Annotated in this window: 20 protein-coding genes; 18 read left to right on the forward strand and 2 right to left on the reverse strand. The window is 40.1% G+C overall.

What is annotated here, in order from left to right; translation table 11 throughout:
• Positions 1-13: 13 nt before the first annotated feature.
• The 6 genes from mnmG (at position 14) to AC1TO4_RS17100 (ending at position 6,164) form a co-directional block, all read left to right on the forward strand.
• The gene (gene mnmG / locus AC1TO4_RS17075; protein ID WP_482106284.1) at positions 14-1,903 is read left to right on the forward strand and encodes a tRNA uridine-5-carboxymethylaminomethyl(34) synthesis enzyme MnmG; all 1,890 of its coding nucleotides are present in this window, start codon (positions 14-16) and stop codon (positions 1,901-1,903) included.
• Positions 1,904-1,999: 96 nt separating this feature from the next.
• On the forward strand, positions 2,000-2,716 hold the full coding sequence (rsmG, locus tag AC1TO4_RS17080; protein ID WP_482106285.1) for a 16S rRNA (guanine(527)-N(7))-methyltransferase RsmG: 717 nt from the start codon (positions 2,000-2,002) through the stop codon (positions 2,714-2,716).
• A gap of 91 nt (positions 2,717-2,807) precedes the next feature.
• Complete coding sequence (noc, locus tag AC1TO4_RS17085; RefSeq protein ID WP_482106286.1) at positions 2,808-3,671, forward strand: nucleoid occlusion protein; 864 nt, start codon at positions 2,808-2,810, stop codon at positions 3,669-3,671.
• A 127-nt stretch (positions 3,672-3,798) separates the two neighbouring features.
• Positions 3,799-4,560 carry a ParA family protein gene (locus AC1TO4_RS17090; RefSeq protein WP_482102725.1) on the forward strand — a complete coding sequence of 254 codons (762 nt, stop codon included), beginning with the start codon at positions 3,799-3,801 and terminating at the stop codon, positions 4,558-4,560.
• Positions 4,553-5,392: a ParB/RepB/Spo0J family partition protein gene (locus AC1TO4_RS17095; RefSeq protein ID WP_482102620.1), complete on the forward strand. Its 840-nt coding sequence runs from the start codon at positions 4,553-4,555 to the stop codon at positions 5,390-5,392. The genes AC1TO4_RS17090 and AC1TO4_RS17095 overlap by 8 nt, the downstream gene beginning before the upstream one ends.
• Positions 5,393-5,459: 67 nt before the next feature.
• Positions 5,460-6,164, forward strand: a complete 705-nt coding sequence (locus AC1TO4_RS17100; RefSeq protein WP_482106287.1) for a DUF554 domain-containing protein — start codon at positions 5,460-5,462, stop codon at positions 6,162-6,164.
• Here AC1TO4_RS17100 and yyaC read toward each other — a convergent pair.
• Complete coding sequence (gene yyaC / locus AC1TO4_RS17105) at positions 6,159-6,716, reverse strand: spore protease YyaC (RefSeq protein ID WP_482106288.1); 558 nt, start codon at positions 6,714-6,716, stop codon at positions 6,159-6,161. The genes AC1TO4_RS17100 and yyaC overlap by 6 nt on opposite strands.
• Positions 6,717-6,790: 74 nt before the next feature.
• Between yyaC and AC1TO4_RS17110 the strand changes: the two genes are divergently transcribed.
• The 3 genes from AC1TO4_RS17110 to ychF all read left to right on the forward strand — a co-directional run bounded on the left by AC1TO4_RS17110 (position 6,791) and on the right by ychF (position 9,194).
• Positions 6,791-7,681, forward strand: coding sequence for a mechanosensitive ion channel family protein (locus AC1TO4_RS17110; RefSeq protein ID WP_482106289.1), 891 nt, complete (start codon positions 6,791-6,793; stop codon positions 7,679-7,681).
• Between the two features lie 4 nt (positions 7,682-7,685).
• The gene (locus AC1TO4_RS17115; protein WP_482106290.1) at positions 7,686-7,883 is read left to right on the forward strand and encodes a DUF951 domain-containing protein; all 198 of its coding nucleotides are present in this window, start codon (positions 7,686-7,688) and stop codon (positions 7,881-7,883) included.
• Positions 7,884-8,093: 210 nt separating this feature from the next.
• Positions 8,094-9,194: a redox-regulated ATPase YchF gene (ychF, locus tag AC1TO4_RS17120; protein WP_482102625.1), complete on the forward strand. Its 1,101-nt coding sequence runs from the start codon at positions 8,094-8,096 to the stop codon at positions 9,192-9,194.
• Between the two features lie 48 nt (positions 9,195-9,242).
• On the opposite strand, the gene AC1TO4_RS17125 is transcribed toward ychF, so the two are convergent.
• Positions 9,243-9,821 (reverse strand): DUF3267 domain-containing protein, encoded by a 579-nt coding sequence (locus AC1TO4_RS17125; protein WP_482106291.1) that lies wholly within the window; start codon positions 9,819-9,821, stop codon positions 9,243-9,245.
• 138 nt (positions 9,822-9,959) lie between these two features.
• Between AC1TO4_RS17125 and rpsF the strand changes: the two genes are divergently transcribed.
• The 9 genes from rpsF to yycF all read left to right on the forward strand — a co-directional run bounded on the left by rpsF (position 9,960) and on the right by yycF (position 18,987).
• A complete protein-coding gene (gene rpsF / locus AC1TO4_RS17130; RefSeq protein ID WP_482102627.1) occupies positions 9,960-10,247 on the forward strand; it encodes a 30S ribosomal protein S6 in 288 nt (95 codons plus the stop codon).
• A 49-nt stretch (positions 10,248-10,296) separates the two neighbouring features.
• Positions 10,297-10,818, forward strand: a complete 522-nt coding sequence (gene ssb, locus AC1TO4_RS17135; RefSeq protein ID WP_482106292.1) for a single-stranded DNA-binding protein — start codon at positions 10,297-10,299, stop codon at positions 10,816-10,818.
• Between the two features lie 61 nt (positions 10,819-10,879).
• Positions 10,880-11,119, forward strand: coding sequence for a 30S ribosomal protein S18 (gene rpsR / locus AC1TO4_RS17140; protein ID WP_482102726.1), 240 nt, complete (start codon positions 10,880-10,882; stop codon positions 11,117-11,119).
• A gap of 212 nt (positions 11,120-11,331) precedes the next feature.
• Positions 11,332-12,270 carry a YybS family protein gene (locus tag AC1TO4_RS17145; RefSeq protein WP_482106293.1) on the forward strand — a complete coding sequence of 313 codons (939 nt, stop codon included), beginning with the start codon at positions 11,332-11,334 and terminating at the stop codon, positions 12,268-12,270.
• Positions 12,271-12,282: 12 nt separating this feature from the next.
• Positions 12,283-14,259 (forward strand): DHH family phosphoesterase, encoded by a 1,977-nt coding sequence (locus AC1TO4_RS17150; RefSeq protein WP_482106294.1) that lies wholly within the window; start codon positions 12,283-12,285, stop codon positions 14,257-14,259.
• Positions 14,259-14,708, forward strand: coding sequence for a 50S ribosomal protein L9 (rplI, locus tag AC1TO4_RS17155; RefSeq protein WP_482102631.1), 450 nt, complete (start codon positions 14,259-14,261; stop codon positions 14,706-14,708). The genes AC1TO4_RS17150 and rplI overlap by 1 nt, the downstream gene beginning before the upstream one ends.
• 15 nt (positions 14,709-14,723) lie before the next feature.
• Positions 14,724-16,079, forward strand: a complete 1,356-nt coding sequence (gene dnaB / locus AC1TO4_RS17160; protein WP_482102632.1) for a replicative DNA helicase — start codon at positions 14,724-14,726, stop codon at positions 16,077-16,079.
• Positions 16,080-16,613: 534 nt separating this feature from the next.
• On the forward strand, positions 16,614-18,080 hold the full coding sequence (locus tag AC1TO4_RS17165) for a peptidoglycan DD-metalloendopeptidase family protein (protein WP_482106295.1): 1,467 nt from the start codon (positions 16,614-16,616) through the stop codon (positions 18,078-18,080).
• Between the two features lie 196 nt (positions 18,081-18,276).
• Positions 18,277-18,987, forward strand: coding sequence for a response regulator YycF (yycF, locus tag AC1TO4_RS17170; protein WP_482102634.1), 711 nt, complete (start codon positions 18,277-18,279; stop codon positions 18,985-18,987).
• Positions 18,988-18,989 lie beyond the last annotated feature (2 nt).

Below are 18,989 nucleotides of genomic sequence, written 5' to 3' on the forward strand. Positions count from 1 at the left end.
GAAGGAATAGAACATGCCCAAATTTGAAGCTGGCACGTTCGATGTCATTGTTATAGGAGCCGGTCATGCCGGAGTAGAGGCGGCATTATCCGCTGCTAAAATGGGTGCAACGACGCTTGTACTTACAATGAATCTAGATATGATTGCCTTTATGCCTTGTAACCCATCACTCGGTGGTCCTGCTAAAGGGATTGTCGTACGTGAAATTGATGCACTTGGTGGCGCAATGGGGAAAGTGATCGACAAAACACATATCCAAATGCGGATGTTGAATACAGGAAAAGGACCAGCAGTACGTGCACTTCGTGCGCAAGCCGATAAAGTCCTTTACCAATCAGAAATGAAACGTCTTCTGGAAGAACAGGAAAATCTGACACTTCATCAAGGTGTTGTGGAAGAAATGATTGTGGAAGATGAAGAAATTAAAGGAGTAATTACACAAGTTGGTGCCGTCTACCGTGCGAAGACAGTTATTATTACAACTGGAACATTCCTGCGTGGTGAAGTTATTATTGGCGACTTGAAATACTCCAGTGGACCGAATAACCAAATGCCTTCAATCAAACTTGCAGATAATATTCGTGAACTTGGCTTTGACATGGTGAGATTTAAAACGGGTACGCCACCGCGTGTCAACAGCAGAACGATTGATTATAGTAAAACTGAGATCCAGCCTGGGGATGATACAGCATGGGCATTCAGTTATGAAACAACTGAATTCATCACGGACCAATTGCCATGCTGGTTGACATATACGTCACCGAGAACACATGAACTAATTAATGAAAACCTCCACTTGTCCCCAATGTATTCAGGGATGATCAAAGGGAAAGGACCACGTTATTGCCCGTCCATTGAAGATAAAATCGTTCGTTTTGCAGATAAGTCACGTCACCAAATCTTCCTTGAACCGGAAGGCCGTAATACCAAAGAAGTGTATGTCCAAGGGTTATCAACGAGCTTGCCGGAACACGTTCAGAAGCAATTGATCGCAAGCGTACCGGGACTTGAAAACGCGGAGATGATGCGTGCGGGTTATGCGATTGAGTATGATGCAATCGTTCCTACGCAACTTTGGCCAACACTTGAAACAAAAAGAATTCGAAATTTATATACTGCTGGTCAGCTTAACGGCACATCCGGATACGAAGAAGCTGCAGGGCAAGGGATTATGGCTGGTATCAATGCGGCTTCCCGCGCTTTAGGAAAAGAAGAATGTGTCCTGGGACGTGCTGATGCATATATAGGTGTCCTCATTGATGACCTTGTTACAAAAGGGACAAGTGAGCCATATCGACTTCTTACATCACGTGCGGAGTATCGACTTTTGTTGCGTCATGACAACGCCGATATGCGTTTGACCGAAATTGGCTATCAAATTGGGCTGATTACTGAAGAACGACATGATGCACACGTTTTAAAGAAGCAACAAATTGAAGATGAAATAAAAAGACTTCGGAAAGTATCGATAAAACCTGACAGTCATGCACAAGAGATTGTACGTGAAACGGGTGGTTCTGAACTAAGAGAACCAATGAAGGCAGCTGATCTTCTGAAACGCCCTGAAATAAAGTATAGTCAAGTGGAAAGAATCGTTCCTCCTACGGAAACGGTTTCCGAAGAAGTGAAAGAACAGGTTGAAATTTTCATTAAATATGAAGGTTATATTGAAAAGTCATTGCAACAAGTAGAGAAAATGAAAAAACTGGAGAACAAACGAATACCTGACAACATTGATTATGATGCAATATCTGGTATCGCAACAGAAGCTAAAAGCGTACTGAATGAAGTTAGACCTTTATCCATAGCGCAAGCGTCTCGTATATCCGGAGTTAATCCAGCCGATATTTCAATTCTTCTCGTCTATATTGAACAAGGAAGAATTGCTAAAATATCAGTTTAAGCTATTTAACTGGTGCGGAATTCAAGTTCCCACCAGTTTTCCTGCTTTTGCGCCTCTTAACAGGCGCATACGCTTTTCTTATTGGGGGGAATATTGATGGATGTTGAACAATTTATTCAAGCTTTGAAAGACAAAGGTATTGAGTTGACTGAAATGCAAATAATGCAGTTTAGCCAGTATTTCAAACTTCTGGTAGAATGGAATGAAAAGATGAACTTGACGGCAATTACTGATGCGCCATCGGTTTATCTGAAACACTTTTATGATTCCATTTCTGCGGCATTTTATATTGATTTAAATGATAGAAAAACAATTTGTGATGTCGGGGCAGGTGCTGGATTTCCAAGTATTCCTTTGAAAATGTGCTTCCCAAACCTTGAAGTAACAATTGTTGATTCGTTAAATAAGAGAATTGGTTTCCTCAAGGCTTTGGCCGAGGAACTTCAACTTGAAAATGTAAACTTTGTCCATGCACGAGCAGAAGATTTTGGACAGGATCAAAAATATCGCGAACAATTTGATATTGTTACTGCTCGAGCGGTTGCACGTCTTTCTGTTTTAGCAGAATTATGTGTTCCACTTGTTAAAAAGGGTGGCGTATTTATAGCGATGAAAGGTGCAGCTGCAGATGATGAATTAGCAGATGCGAAAAAAGCACTTTCCGTTCTCGGTGCTTCCATTAAAGAAGAGCATTCTTTCACATTGCCATTTGAAAATAGTGAACGGAATATCTTTGTTTTCGATAAAGATAAAATTACTCCTAAAAAATACCCTCGTAAACCAGGTGTTCCGAATAAAACACCAATTCAGTAAATTGTTTCACGTGGAACAGCGAGAAAAGGTATACTATCACTATGCATAAATAGTAGAAGTAGGGAGCAGTATTGAAAAGGTGGTGCCGGGAATGAAAAGTCCGTTTTCACGATTTTTTGGAAGTGGGGAGAAAGAATTAGAACCACTCGTTAGCGAAGAAATTCAGCATGAAGTAATAGAGCAAGTGAAAATAGATTCTATTAAACCCAACAAATATCAACCGCGTACAGTTTTTTCTGAAGAGAAGATTGAAGAACTTGCTAGGACAATCCACACGCATGGTGTCATCCAACCAATTGTCATAAGAAAAATTGACGAAGAGCAATATGAAATTATTGCGGGGGAACGTAGATATCGAGCCATGCAAAAGTTGGGATGGTCGGAAGTTCCGGCAATTATTCGAAACCTTGATGATAAAGAAACTGCATCTATTGCTTTGATTGAAAACTTGCAGCGTGAGGAATTGACTGCAATTGAAGAAGCGTATGCATATGAGAAACTTCTAGAACTTCATTCACTAACACAAGAAGCATTGGCACAAAGACTAGGAAAAGGCCAATCCACTGTTGCAAATAAATTGCGGTTATTGAAACTGCCGGATGAAATAAAGAATGGCTTACTGGCAAAAGAAATATCCGAGCGACATGCAAGAGCTTTAATTCCTGTCAAAGATAGTGAATTGCAATCAAAGCTGTACAATGAAGTGATAGAACTGCAGTTGAATGTGAAGCAACTTGAAAATAGAATCTTACAAGTCCTACATCCAAAAGATAGTACCAAAGAGAAAAAAGCAGGACCTAAAAGAAAATCTGTCAGTAAAGATGTACGAATTGCTCTAAATACAATTAGGCAATCGCTTGTCATGGTAACAAAAAGTGGAATTGATGTGAAAACCGAAGAAGAAGACTCGGAGGACTTTTACACAATTACTGTAAAAATTCCGAAAAAGAAATAAGGGAAGACTCTTGCTTGACTCATGCAAGAGTCTTTTTATTACATAATTCTCTACAAAAAATGCTTTTATTGATAGACTAGAAGAAGTAGATAAATTGATATTAAAAGTGCAGGAAGCAGGTGCAGATTTGGGCAGAATTATAGCGATTGCAAATCAAAAAGGGGGCGTCGGAAAAACGACAACATCCGTGAATCTAAGTGCTTGCCTTGCTCATATAGGCAAAAAAGTTCTTTTGATTGATACTGATCCGCAAGGAAATGCAACCAGCGGAGTAGGTGTCAATAAAGGGGAAGTCCAGCAATGTATTTATGATATTTTAATAGATGATGTTAATATAAAAGATGTAATTCGCTCTACTAAAGTGGAAAATCTTGATATCGTTCCTGCAACAATCTCTTTGGCGGGAGCAGAAATTGAGCTAGTTTCAACGATTTCAAGAGAAGTTAGGATGAAGCATGCCATCCAAGAAGCGAAAGATATATACGATTACATTATTATTGATTGCCCGCCTTCCCTTGGATTACTCACTATAAATGCCTTAACTGCATCAGATTCAATTATCATACCTGTTCAATGCGAGTATTATGCACTGGAAGGGTTAAGCCAACTGCTAAGTACGATTCGACTTGTACAGAAGCATTTAAATGAAAATCTAATGATTGATGGCGTTTTACTGACAATGTTCGATGCAAGGACAAATCTAGGGATTCAAGTGATTGAAGAAGTGAAAAAGTACTTTCAAGATAAAGTATATAAAACCATTATCCCAAGAAATGTTAGGTTAAGTGAAGCACCGAGTCATGGTGAACCGATTATTGTCTATGACTCCCGATCACGAGGTGCTGAGGTGTATTTAGAGCTGGCAAAGGAAGTGGTACTCAATGGCTAAGGGTCTTGGAAAAGGGTTAAATGCATTATTCCCTGGAGAGTCACTGACAAAGGCAGAGTCGGTCGAACATATTCATGTAAAAAGTATAAAAGCGAATCCATACCAACCTAGGAAAATATTCGATGAAAGCGCTATTCAAGAACTAAGTGCATCAATTAAAGAACACGGAATCCTTCAACCAATCATTCTAAGAAAAGTCGGTACAACATACGAAATCGTAGTGGGGGAAAGACGATTTCGTGCAGCACAAATGGCGGGTCTGTCAGAAATCCCTGCAGTTGTCCGTACTTTAACTGACGTAGAAACAATGGAGTTTGCCATTCTTGAAAACTTACAAAGAGAGGACCTAACTCCAATTGAAGAGGCTGAAGCTTATCATAATCTAATGGAGAATCTGGGCCTAACACAGGAGCAGCTCGCATTTAGACTTGGGAAAAGTAGACCTCATATCGCAAATCATGTACGATTGCTATCACTTCCAAAAAAAGTACGAAACTATATTACTGAAGGAAAACTTTCAATGGGCCACGGACGGACATTACTTGGTCTACGTAAAAAAGAGCAAATTGCAATTGTGGCAGAACGGGTATTAAAAGAAGGTCATAATGTTCGACAACTTGAAAAACTTGTCCAAAGAATGAATGAAGAAGTTCCACGTGAAACAAAACCGGAAAAAAACAAAGATTTGTTCCTAGCTGAAAGTGAATCTAATCTTAGGGATTATTTCGGTACAAATGTATCAATCAAGAAAACAAAGAACAAAGGGAAAATTGAAATTGAATTTTTCTCAGAGGATGACCTAGAACGTATTCTTGAACTATTGAATGAATGAATAAATATGTACCTATTTTGCCAACTGTGCAAAATAGGTATTATTTTTAACGGGCGGAAGTGAGAATGTGGTTTTGTTCGGAACAATTGTAAATGTCATTTTAATCGTTGCAGGTGCATTCATTGGACGGTTTTTACACAATATACCAGAAAGAATGAAAGAAACCGTCATGTATGGAATCGGACTGGCAGTTGCAGTTATAGGTATACAGATGACTTTTGAAAGTACACAAGTTTTAATTGTTATTATAAGTATCGTCCTCGGGGCTGTAATTGGTGAATGGATGAATTTAGAAAAGAAAGTGAATGACTTAGGGTTATGGATGGAAACTAAGATACCCGCTGGTAAAAAAGGTCCGGGTATTGCACAAGGGTTTGTCACTGCTACGCTTATTTTTGTTGTCGGATCGATGGCGATTATTGGTGCCATTGACAGTGGACTGAGAAATGATCATGATGTCTTAGTAATGAAAGGGATTATTGATGGTTTCACTGCTATCATATTAAGTTCTACACTAGGAATCGGTGTTGCTTTTGCTGCAATTCCTGTACTTCTCTACCAAGGAATTATCACTCTGTTTTCCACTCAAATCAGCCGATTTGTTCCTGATCAATTGCTGGCGTTCTTCATTTCAGAAATGACGGCAACGGGTGGATTAATGATTCTTGCAATAGGGTTAAACTTAATTGGTCTGACAAAAGTGAGAGTTGCAAATCTAATTCCGGGTATTCTTGTAGTAGGCATAATCGTTACAATCATCCACTATCTATGATCTGTGACGACCATGTGCTAACTGCAAAGCACGAGAAATAATGCGACTCATTTCGAATGGCAGGTATAGTCGTGTACTCTGGAGAACAGCATGTTCCATAAATCCTGCAATATTGACGATGCCTTTAATGGATACATCTCCAACAGGAGGTAAAACTTTTCCTACAGCTTTTCCAGGATGGATAGGTCCACTATTAAATAGTAATTGACCAATGGAACCGCCTTGTCCAAGGCAAGCATCTATTGCTACGATAAATGCAGAAGGATTAGAGTTTCGGGTTTCATCGATATGCTGTTGTAGATTAAGGGCATGTAACGGACTTTCTAACGTTCCGATTACAGTGAATGGGAACAGGGGAGACTCTGATAGAAAAGAACCGGTCAGTGGACCTAATGCGTCTCCTGTGGAACGGTCAGTTCCGATACAGAAAAAAATGAGATCTTGAGCATCAAACGGAATGCGTTCGAGGAACAAAGAACTAAGTTTCCAAACAGCGCCCGTTTCCTTGTAATGAATTCTGTAGTCGTATGGTAAAGGAAGAGGATCTCGCATGAAAAAACTCCATTTCTTTTTTTATAACTCAGTCTACGCTCGCAAGTGATTTATTATACGAAAGGAAGAGGATTGTGGCAGTAACAATAAATGAAGACATTAAAAAGTTGAAAGAAGAAGCTGAAGAGGTAAGTGATCTAATATTTAGTTCAAAAACTTGGTTTGATCTTGGCATGCTAGGACTTAAAGTAATCTTCATTATTCTGCTATCCGTCATTGTAGTCAAAATAGGTAAAAGTGTTATTCGCCGCGCATTCAAGGTGAGACTGAAAGGCGCCTTGCGCCATACAGAGCGCCGTGAAACAACATTGGTTAAGTTGCTTCAAAATACATTGTCATATGTCGTTTATTTCGCAGCAATATTAGCAATTCTTTCTGCTTTTACAATCAATGTTACAGGAATTCTTGCAGGGGCTGGAGTATTGGGTCTGGCAGTCGGCTTTGGTGCCCAAAGTCTTGTGAAGGATATCATCAGTGGATTTTTCATCATCTTTGAAGATCAATTTTCAGTGGGTGATTATGTACAAATTGCTTTAACAGTTGGAACGGTCGAAGAAATTGGTTTACGTACGACGAAAATAAGCGCGTATGGCGGGGAAATACATATCATCCCGAACGGAAATATTTCAGAGGTCGTGAACTACTCAATTAATAATTCACTGGCTATAGTAGACATTAGACTGGGATATGAAACAGATATTGCCAAAACAGAAAAACTGTTGGAAGAGTATCTTGCAAACTTATCTGTTGGATATGAAGCACTGATATCACAGCCAATTATCGTAGGCGTACAAGATCTGGGAGCGTCTGAAATTATCATGAGAATTACAGCAGAAACCCAACCTGTGATGCAATACGAAATTGCAAGGAAATTACGCAAAGACTTAAAAATATTCCTGGATCAGAACGGTATTGAAATACCGTACCCGAAAATGGTTATGTATCAACCGAAAAATGAGGTGTAGATAAATGGTGGAAAAAGTTTTTGGGCTAAATGATATTGTTGAGATGAAAAAGCAGCATCCATGCGGAACGAACGCATGGAAAATCATTCGGATGGGGGCGGATATCCGCATTAAGTGTGAGGGATGCGGTCACAGCGTTATGATCCCCCGCAATGAATTTACAAAGAAAATGAAAAAAGTACTTGTCAAAGCGGAGTCTTGACCTTTAACTAGGACCTTGTTCCTCAGGCAGATGGACAACTGAGCCTGCTGTCCTTATAATGGAAGAGTTGCATACAGCATAACTTGATTCAGCAGAAGTCCCCACTTCTATTAGTGGCGTAATTGATATGAATGAGTGAATGAACATATAATGGAGGCTTCTTTAAGCGAAAGTACCGCTTAAAAAGCTCAATGAAAGGTTGTGGGATGAATGGCATTAACAGCTGGAATTGTCGGTCTACCAAACGTGGGCAAATCTACATTATTCAATGCGATTACAAAAGCAGGAGCAGAGGCGGCGAACTATCCGTTCTGTACAATTGATCCGAATGTCGGCATCGTAGAAGTTCCTGATGAAAGACTAGACAAACTAACGGAGCTAGTGACACCGAAGAAAACAGTACCAACCGCTTTTGAATTTACAGATATCGCAGGAATTGTTGAAGGGGCTAGTAAAGGCGAAGGATTAGGAAATAAATTCCTTATGCACATCCGTGAAGTGGATGCAATTTGTCAAGTTGTCCGTTGCTTCGTTGACGAGAATATTACACATGTATCCGGTAAAGTCGATCCAATCGATGACATCGAAATCATTAATTTGGAATTGATCCTTGCTGATATGGAAGCCGTTGAAAAACGATTGGCTCGTGTAACAAAAATGGTGAAACAAAAAGACAAGGTAGCAATGGCAGAAGAACCTATCCTGATTAGACTAAGAGAAGCATTTGAAAACGAAAAGCCTGCACGTTCAATTGACTTCACAGATGATGAATTTGTCTTGGCTAAAGGAATGAACCTTCTCACTATTAAACCGATGCTCTATGTTGCAAATGTTGCGGAAGACGAAGTTGCAGACGCGGAAAACAATGAAAATGTTAAAGCTGTCCGTGAATTTGCTGAAAAAGACAATGCGCAAGTAATTGTTGTCTGTGCAAGAATCGAAGAAGAAATGGCTGAACTTGAAGATGATGAGAAAGCGATGTTCCTTGAAGAACTTGGTATCAAGGAATCAGGACTCGATCAACTCATTAAAGCATCATATAAGCTACTTGGCTTTGCTACCTACTTTACGGCGGGTGTACAAGAGGTTCGCGCTTGGACATTCCGTAAAGGGATGAAAGCACCACAATGTGCTGGTATTATTCATACTGACTTTGAACGTGGATTTATCCGTGCAGAAACAGTTGCTTATGATGACCTGGTTGCTACAGGGTCTATGACAGCTGCCAAAGAAGCAGGCAAAGTCCGCCTTGAAGGTAAAGAGTATATTGTTAAAGACGGCGATGTCATGCTGTTCCGTTTTAACGTATAATAACTGAAAAGCCACATTGGGATAATTCATATCCCAATGTGGCTTTTATTAATTTACCAATTCGCTCGACTTGTTGGGCGAATAGACATAGAGCTTTGGCAATTCAGGGTCGTCCTTGACAACCCAGTCGTCTGGTAGCTCCTTCAATTCTTTATACATGGCAAAGTCACCAGCTGCTCCGCCTATCAATAAAGCAGAGAGACTGATTAACAAGCCGCTCCCCATATAAAGGCCGACAATGGCAGGGAGAATACCTGTCATCCAAAAAGGAAGTAGCAGTGCTTTGCGGATAGCCCGATTCGTCATAAGTTGAGTGGTAGTTGCGTATGCAATGCCCAATTTCAGATTGACTCCTACGACCATCTTTCTCCAGGGGACACCTCCGAATAACCGAAAACCTAAAAGATGAAAAAGTTCATGCAGAATAATTAGTAAGATATATCCGATAATGAAGAAGACAATCGCCCACCAGCTGAATGAAGAAGGAAAGCTTCCCTCTATACCAATTTTAAGAATCCACAGTAGTAAGAGAGCGGAACCGGTTAAAAGTAAGCTGTTTTTTGCCACCTTAGGTAAATCAATCTCGATTACTTTATCGGGTTCAGGAAATTTAATCAAAAATATCACCTCTTTGTAAAAGTATACAAGAAAATAGTTGAAAGATGAATGAAGTTATGCTAACATGTACTGATGTGAGTAATATAATTACTTACTCCTTGCCCGCTGACATCAGCAGGGCCCAAGTCCATAAGGAGGTGACTACAGATGAGAAAGTACGAAATTATGTACATTATCCGCCCAACAGTAGAAGATGAAGCGAAAAAAGCGTTGATTGAACGTTTTGACGAAGTCCTTACTACCAATGGTGCAGAAAACATCGAGTCGAAAGAGTGGGGCAAGCGCCGTCTTGCTTACGAAATCGACGATCTACGTGAAGGTTTCTATCAACTAATTAAGTTGAATGCTGAAACTATAGCAATCGATGAATTTACACGTCTTGCGAACATCAACGAAGATATCATTCGTCATATGATCGTTCGTATTGAAGACTGATCCATATATAAGTTGAAATCTACAAAATAATGAGGGAGGTTGAATTCTAATGATTAACCGAGTTGTTTTAGTAGGACGCTTAACGAAAGACCCTGAGCTTAAGTATACACAAACTGGTATCGCTGTAACACGTTTTACGTTAGCAGTGAACCGGGCCTTCCAAAACGCTTCAGGCGAAAGGGAAGCTGATTTTATCAGTTGTGTAGCTTGGAGAAAACAGGCTGAAAACGTTGCGAATTTCTTGAAAAAGGGAAGTCTTGTCGGAGTAGATGGCCGTATTCAGACGGGTAGCTTTGATGGACAAGATGGAAAGCGTGTTTATACAACAGAAGTTGTAGCAGACAGTACGCAGTTTCTTGAACCGCGCAATGCATCTAGCGAAAATAGAGCGGGAGCTGGCGGAGCACCTTACCAAGGTTCTCAACAAAGCGAGCAACCGAGCTATCAAGATAGACAGCCAAACCAACAATATCAACAACCGAATCAGCAAAATTACACACGTACGGACGATGATCCATTCTCGACAGGCGGAGGTCCGATAGAAGTATCAGACGACGACCTGCCATTCTGATGATCAAACCGTTTTAAAAAACATCGATAAACTGAAAATGACTAACGTTAGGAGGGGAACAATTATGGCAGTACGTCGTGGAGGAAAAAGACGCCGTAAGGTTTGTTATTTCACATCAAATAACATTACAAAAATCGACTATAAAGATACAGATATGCTTAAGAAATTTATTTCTGAGCGTGGAAAGATCTTGCCTCGCCGTGTAACAGGTACAAGCGCGAAGTATCAGCGTAAACTGACACTTGCAATCAAACGCTCACGTATCATGGCACTTCTTCCATTCAGTTCGGAAGAAAGATAATTTTATTTAGATGACCGCCTTGTCAAACCGGCACAACCGGGATGGGGGCGGTTTTTTTATACAAACGAATCTAGTACATATGTTCCACTTTTGGTCTAAAAACAATAATCATGATACAATTGAAGCAACTGTCCATCTAGAATATTGGATTAGGAACTTAAACAAGTGGATAGAAATCATCATCCAGTGAAAGACCGGAGGAATCTTATATTATGCAAGACAACTCAAGAAAAATTACGTACGGAGCAATGATGATTGCGTTGTTTGCAATCTTACTTGCAGTATCGCTATATGCACCGCTAATCGGTAATATAACGATGTTTTTCATACCGTTGCCAATTATTCTTTACAGACTGAAGTATGACCGCGCCTCGTCTCTTCTTGTGCTTGCAACCGGAGTCATACTGTCCTTACTAATTGGAGGCATTTTGCTTGTACCTTTCGCTCTCATCCACGGGCTCTTAGGCTTTGTTATGGGAGAAACTGTGAGATTGGGAAAAACAAAACTTTATATCTTTATGGCTTCTGGCCTGACACTAATTATTACATCACTCGTAATGTATGTGGGTGCTGTTTTGTTATTCGGCATCAATATGATTGAAGAATTAATGAAGGTCATGGAGAGTACGCAAGAGCAGGTAACTACATTTATGAAGCGAGCTGGTGGAGTACCAGACAATTACGATGAAATTGTTGCTTCAACATTTACAATGTATGAAAACACGATCCCTTCCATTTTTATTTTAAGCATCTTTATGTTGGCGTTTATCATTCTCACTTTGAATTTGAGTGTTGCCAAACGGTTGAAATTCGATGTTCCAAAGTTTCCACCATTTCGGGAAATGAAATTACCAGCTATAACAGTAATTTTGTACGGAGTCATTCTTCTGACATCCCTATTTGTAGAAATGAAACCGGGTACGAATCTATTTTTAATTACCAATAATGCCACTGTTATACTAAGGACCTTGTTTCTGCTGCAAGGGATTTCATTCATTTATTACTATGTAAATGAAATGAAGTTACCGAAAGTAGCGACTGTCGTTGCCACAATTTTTGCATTGCTATTGACCCCGGTCACAACGTTAATCGGAATACTAGATGCAGGAGTGAATATACGTGCCTGGGTCAAAAAAGACAAGTCGAAGTAAGGAGATGGGACAATGACGTCGTTTTTTAGAAAAAGAGCAATACGTTATCCATTGACAGTATTGTCGATTCTGGGCTTGTTGGCGGCAGTGCTCCTGCTTTTATCTCATTTTTGGTCAGGACTTATTTTTGCCGTTTTATTCACGACTGCGGCTGGGATTGCGTGGAAATTAGAAGAACAAACCTATATAGAAACGGAAAAACATATTGAAATGTTATCCTATAGGTTGAAGAAAGTCGGAGAAGAGGCACTTCTTGCATTGCCAATTGGCATCATTCTCATTAACGATAAAAACGTTGTTGACTGGGCGAATCCGTATGCGGCAAAGGTATTCGAACGACAGGAGACTTTGATTGGAAATGACTTGTTTGATCTATCAGAGCAATTTCGCGCGATTGTAAAAGGTGAAAGTCTTGAAAATGGTGTACTGACAGTGGGGGAACAGTCCTATAAGGTCTTTTTCAAAGCTGAAGAGAAACTCATTTATTTGTTCGATATTACAGAACAATTGGTGATGGAATCACTTTACTATGAAGATCGCACGGTTCTCGGTATTATTCTAGTAGATAATTATGATGAACTTTCACAAGCAATGGATGATCAGACGAGAAGTCAGCTTAATTCCCTTGTTACCTCACTTATTAATAAGTGGGGAACGGAGAATGGAATCTATGTAAAACGGATTGCAACGGATCGCTTCCTGGCAGTATTCAATGAAGCAACACTCGTTACCTTGGAAAAAACAAAGTTTTCGATTCTAGATGATATTCGTGAAACAACGGCTAAACAGAGTACTGCACTAACGTTGAGTATTGGTGTAGGAATGGGATCAACTTCATTAATCGAATTAGGGGAACTGGCACAATCCAGCCTGGATTTGGTTCTTGGTAGGGGTGGTGACCAGGTGGCTATTAAGCGATTGGATGGCAAGTTGAAGTTTTTCGGAGGGAAAACAAATCCTGTCGAAAAAAGGACAAGGGTTCGTGCTCGAGTTATATCTCATGCTTTGCGTGACCTTATCCAAGGCAGTGATAAAGTTTTTGTTATGGGTCACAAAATTCCGGATATGGATGCCATCGGAGCCGCCATTGGCGTTCAAAAAATGGCACGTATGAATAATATTGAAGGATATGTCGTCGTTAATTTTAATGAGCTTGACGGAAGTGTAACACGGCTCATGGATGAAATTAAGCGCGATGAGGAACTGTTCAATCAATTCATAAGTCCTGAAGAATCGCTTGCTATGATTACAGAAAAGTCATTGATTGTCGTTGTTGACACACATAAGCCGAGTATGGTCATTGATGAACGTCTCATCGAGAAAGCAGAGAAGGTTGTCGTAATAGATCACCATCGTCGCGGGGAAGAGTTCATCAACAATACGATGCTTGTTTACATGGAGCCATATGCGTCATCTACGGCTGAACTCGTTACAGAATTAATTGAATACCAGCCGAAACATGAAAAACTAACAATGCTTGAGTCAACAGCACTGCTAGCAGGTATTATCGTTGATACGAAAAGTTTTACACTCCGTACAGGGGCTAGAACGTTCGAAGCCGCATCGTATTTACGAACAAATGGAGCGGATACCATACTAGTCCAGCGTCTCTTGAAAGAGGATATTGACACCTATGTTTTGAGGGCAAAATTGATTGAGACTGTTGAATTGTCCAATGGCGGTATTGCAATTGCAAAAGGGAAGGACCAAACTGTTTACGGCACTGTTCTGATTGCCCAAACTGCAGATATTCTACTGACGATGCAAGGGGTTGCAGCTTCGTTTGTCATTGCGTCTCGTTCAGATGGTAAAATAGGTATAAGCGCCCGTTCCCTAGGTGAGTTGAATGTTCAACTTGTTATGGAGGAACTTGGGGGTGGCGGCCATTTGACAAACGCGGCATGCCAGCTCGACGTTGGGTCGGTAGAAGAAGCTGAACAAATGCTAAAAGATGTATTAAATACAATGATAGAGAGGGGAAATTCATAATGAAAGTAATTTTTTTGAAAGACGTTAAAGGCGTAGGTACAAAAGGCGACGTGAAAGAGGTATCTGTGGGGTATGCACAGAACTTTCTATTGAAAAATAAGCTAGCGGTTGAAGCGACTGCTGGTAATATTAGCAGACTTGAAGGACAAAAAAACCGGGTTGCAAAAGATGCTGCTGAAGAGTTGGCTGAAGCAATCGTCTTGAAGGAACAAATCGATAAAATCACAGTTGAAATGAAAGCAAAATCAGGTGAGGGTGGCCGTCTATTCGGTTCAATCACTACTAAACAAATTGCAGAAGCCTTGAATAAAACAGAAGGCATTAAAGTGGACCGACGTAAAATGGACTTACCAGATGCAATTCGTGCACTAGGTTTTACAAATGTGCCAATTAAAATTCACCCTGAAGTTACGGCAACACTTAAAGTACATGTAATTGAAGAGGGATAAGGAGAGATTGGATAGATGAACCAGATGATTGATCGCATCCCACCACATAATAATGAAGCGGAACAATCGGTCATCGGTGCTATTTTTCTTGAACCGCAGGCACTCATTACGGCAGCAGAGCTTCTGATGCCCGACGATTTTTACCGGATGGCGCACCAAAAAATCTTTCAAACGATGATTAGTCTAAGTGATAAAGGTCAAGCGATTGACGTTGTCACGGTTACGGAAGAGTTATCCGCTAAAAAAGAACTCGAAGACGTCGGCGGCATTTCATATTTGTCTGAAATCGCAAGCTCTGTTCCAACCGCAGCAAACATCGTGCACTATGCGCGTATCGTGGAAGAGAAAGCACTTCTGCGACGTCTAATACGTGTTGCGACGTCAATCGTAGAAGATGGTTATGCACGTGAGGATGAAGTAGAGGCACTCTTGTCTGAAGCGGAAAAGAAGATGATGGAAGTATCCAACCGGAAGAACGCCGGCGACTTTCGTCATATTAAAGATGTCCTTGTTGAAACGTATGATAATATTGAACTTCTTCATACGCAAAAAGGCGACGTTACAGGAATTCCAACGGGCTTCCGTGATTTAGATAAAATCACAGCCGGTTTTCAGCGTAATGACTTAATCATTGTTGCTGCAAGGCCTTCTGTTGGTAAGACAGCATTTGCTTTAAATGTGGCGCAAAACGTTGCAACTAAAACCGATGAAAATGTTGCCATCTTTAGTTTGGAGATGGGGGCGGAACAGCTTGTCATGCGGATGCTTTGTGCAGAAGGAAATATCGATGCTCAGGTGCTTCGAACAGGTGCACTTGAAGCTGAGGATTGGCGTAAACTTACTATGGCAATGGGTAGCCTTTCAAATGCAGGTATTTTCATTGATGATTCGCCTGGTATCCGTGTAAATGAAATCCGTTCAAAATGCCGTAGATTGCAACAAGAACATGGACTGGGCATGATTATGATTGACTACATGCAGCTGATAGCAGGAAGTGGTTCTAAGCCTGGTGAAAACCGTCAGCAGGAAGTATCGGAAATTTCTCGATCGTTAAAAGCACTCGCCAGAGAATTGAAAGTACCTGTAATTGCCCTTTCACAGCTTTCCCGTGGCGTTGAACAACGTCAAGATAAGCGTCCTATGATGTCCGATCTTCGCGAATCAGGGAGTATCGAGCAAGATGCTGATATTGTTTCGTTTCTTTACCGTGAAGACTATTATGATAAAGAGACGGAAAATCAAAACATGATTGAAATAATTATTGCAAAGCAGCGGAATGGTCCAACTGGAACAGTTACTTTAGCTTTTGCTAAGGAATATAACAAGTTCGTTAATATCGACTGGAGTCAGCATGAATCATCCGCTTATTAATTAAAACGAGCATTATGAGTTTACGGACTCATAATGCTCGTTATTTGTGTTTAATTGACGAGGCAAAACATTTTAATAGAGGTGTAGATCAACTCAATAGTATTAGGAATTGAAAACCCTGTAGGGAGACGAAGGCAATGGGAAAACTACCAATTTCCATTTAAAGCGTAGACCAATGACTCTGTTGTCTAGTACTGAAGGTATACATGTAGGAAAAAAAACATCTCAGAGCACCGGGAACTTCCGGTGCTCTGAGATGTTTTTTTTACTTGAACAATCAAACAAAAGAATATTGAACAGAGAAATGTATGAAAAAGTGAAGAAATCGACATTTATTTCATGAGAAAATGATAAAAAATCAAAATATGTCTATTTTATGTTTTAAGTGGTGGTATTTGGATGTAATTCTACAATCTCGTTACAATTGCCTATAATTCTACAAGAGTACATTAGGATATGTTAGATTAGATAAGCATGTAAAAAATAAACTGTAATCGGTCATTCGATTTGAAATTTGGAAGGAGTTACACATATATGTTTTTCAAAAGAAGCAACCAGGACAAGCTTAAGAAAGTCCTGCCAAACTTCAAACATTCTATCAAAAGGATTCAACTGGTTTCCATCATTACTTTATTGCTGTCAGGTGTTGCAGCACAACCAGGTTATGCAAATAAAACTGAAGATTTATTGACTATATTCCACATCTATTCAAAAGGGGAATATGTAGGGGTTATATCCGACGAGGAGAAGCTTGAACAAATGAAAGAAGATGAGATTCAAAAAACGTCCTCTGAATTTCAAGATCTCCCTCTTATAATAGGAAAAGATTTATCCGTAATTCCTGAAATGGTTTTCACAGCAGAAACGGACGATAGCGAAGTCTTAGAAAAAGTTCAAACCATGATATCGGTTGAAGCGGAAGCGGTTGGTGTTTCAATTGACGGGGAACTGGCATTCTACGTCAAAGACATGGACACATACTATGAACTAATTCGTCAACTGAAGATGCAATATGTCACCGAAAAGGAACTCGATGAATTCGAAGCCCGTACAGCATCTACTGAACCTATACCCCCGCTTAAAGAGGACGAAACCCGTATTACAAACATCGTTATCAGTAAAGGTATAGAGGTAGCGAATGGGGAAACAGATCCTGAAAAGGTGAAAAACGTTGAGCAAGCAATAGATTTTCTTGAAAAAGGAAAACGTGTACAAAAGAAATACAATGTAATTTCCGGAGATATTCTAGGAACAATTGCTGCGGAAAACGAAATGACTACATCTAAACTACTAGAACTAAATCCAGGTATGACACATACAACAATTCTCCGTTCTGGTGATGAACTGAATATAACAGCTGTCGAACCGTATATCGAAGTGGAAGTTCATTATGAAACAAAAGAAAGAAAAGTTATTAAACAAGCAAACAAGGTTGAAGAGGACGATAGTCTTTTTAAAGGGGAAAAGAAAGTTATAGCCAAAGGTTCGGATGGGGAAAAAGAAGTAACGGAACTTATCCGAAAACGGAGCGGTCAAATTATCGGCAAATCTATAACTGAAGAAAGAGTCATTTCTGAGGCGAGAGACAAAGTGACAGTTGTAGGTACGAAAGTGATACCATCAAGAGGATCAGGTACATTTATCAGACCTGTGTCTGGAGGATATATTTCTAGTAAAATGGGCACCCGATGGGGAAGAATTCATCAAGGAATTGATTTCGCACGTCCGTCGTCCTATGAAATTGTAGCTGCAGATAATGGCGTAGTCACAACTGCAGGGAACCATAGCACATTTGGTAATAGAGTTGTTATCACGCATAACAATGGTTATGAAACGCTCTATGCTCATCTATCTTCAATAGATGTCAAAGTAGGACAAACGGTACCACAAGGAACTAAAATAGGAGTAATGGGATCAACTGGTCGTTCGACAGGTGTCCATCTTCATTTTGAAGTATTCAAGAACGGTTCAAATATCGATCCTATGAGCGTGTTAAGATGAATAAACAACTACTGACGGTACACAATGTTGTACCGTCTTTTTTATTAGTTATTCGACAATATCCACGAAATATTGCCCGGGAAATAATTTGGGAAATATAGCCTTAGAACGAGTGAAACGTGCGAATTAGCGACAAGAATGATAGAGTAAAAGGACAGATATAGAGATGCCAACTGGGCTGGAAGGGGAATGTAACATGCAAGATAAAGTAATATTAATAGTCGATGATGAGAAACCAATTGCAGATATACTTGAATTTAATTTGAAAAAAGAAGGATTTACTGTTTACTGTGCATATGACGGAGAAGAAGCGCTAGAAAAAGTTGAAGAAGTGAAACCCGACCTAATGCTACTCGACATTATGCTACCTAAACGGGATGGTATGGAAGTATGTCGAGAAGTCCGGAAGAAATATGACTTTCCGATTATTATGCTGACAGCGAAGGACTCTGAGATTGATAAGGTACTTGGTTTGGAGCTTGGAGCAGATGATTATGTCACAAAACCATTCGGAACCCGTGAACTAATCGCACGAGTCAAAGCTAATTTACGGAGACATATGAAATCTGTCGAAGAAGAGGCGGAAGGTGGGACAAACGATATTACAGTCGGCCACTTAATTGTTCAGCCAGATGCCTACCTCGTGTTAAAAAGAGATGAAAAAATTGAATTGACGCATCGTGAATTTGAATTGCTTCATTATCTTTCCAAACATATCGGACAGGTTATGACACGTGAGCATCTCTTACAGACAGTATGGGGCTATGATTACTTTGGGGATGTACGGACAGTCGATGTAACGATTCGTCGCTTGCGCGAAAAAATAGAAGATACACCGAGCCACCCGACGTGGATTGTCACGAGACGCGGAGTAGGCTATTACTTACGGGATCCAGAACAGGAGTAACA

The sequence above is a fragment of the Sporosarcina sp. Y838 genome, from assembly GCF_056786515.1.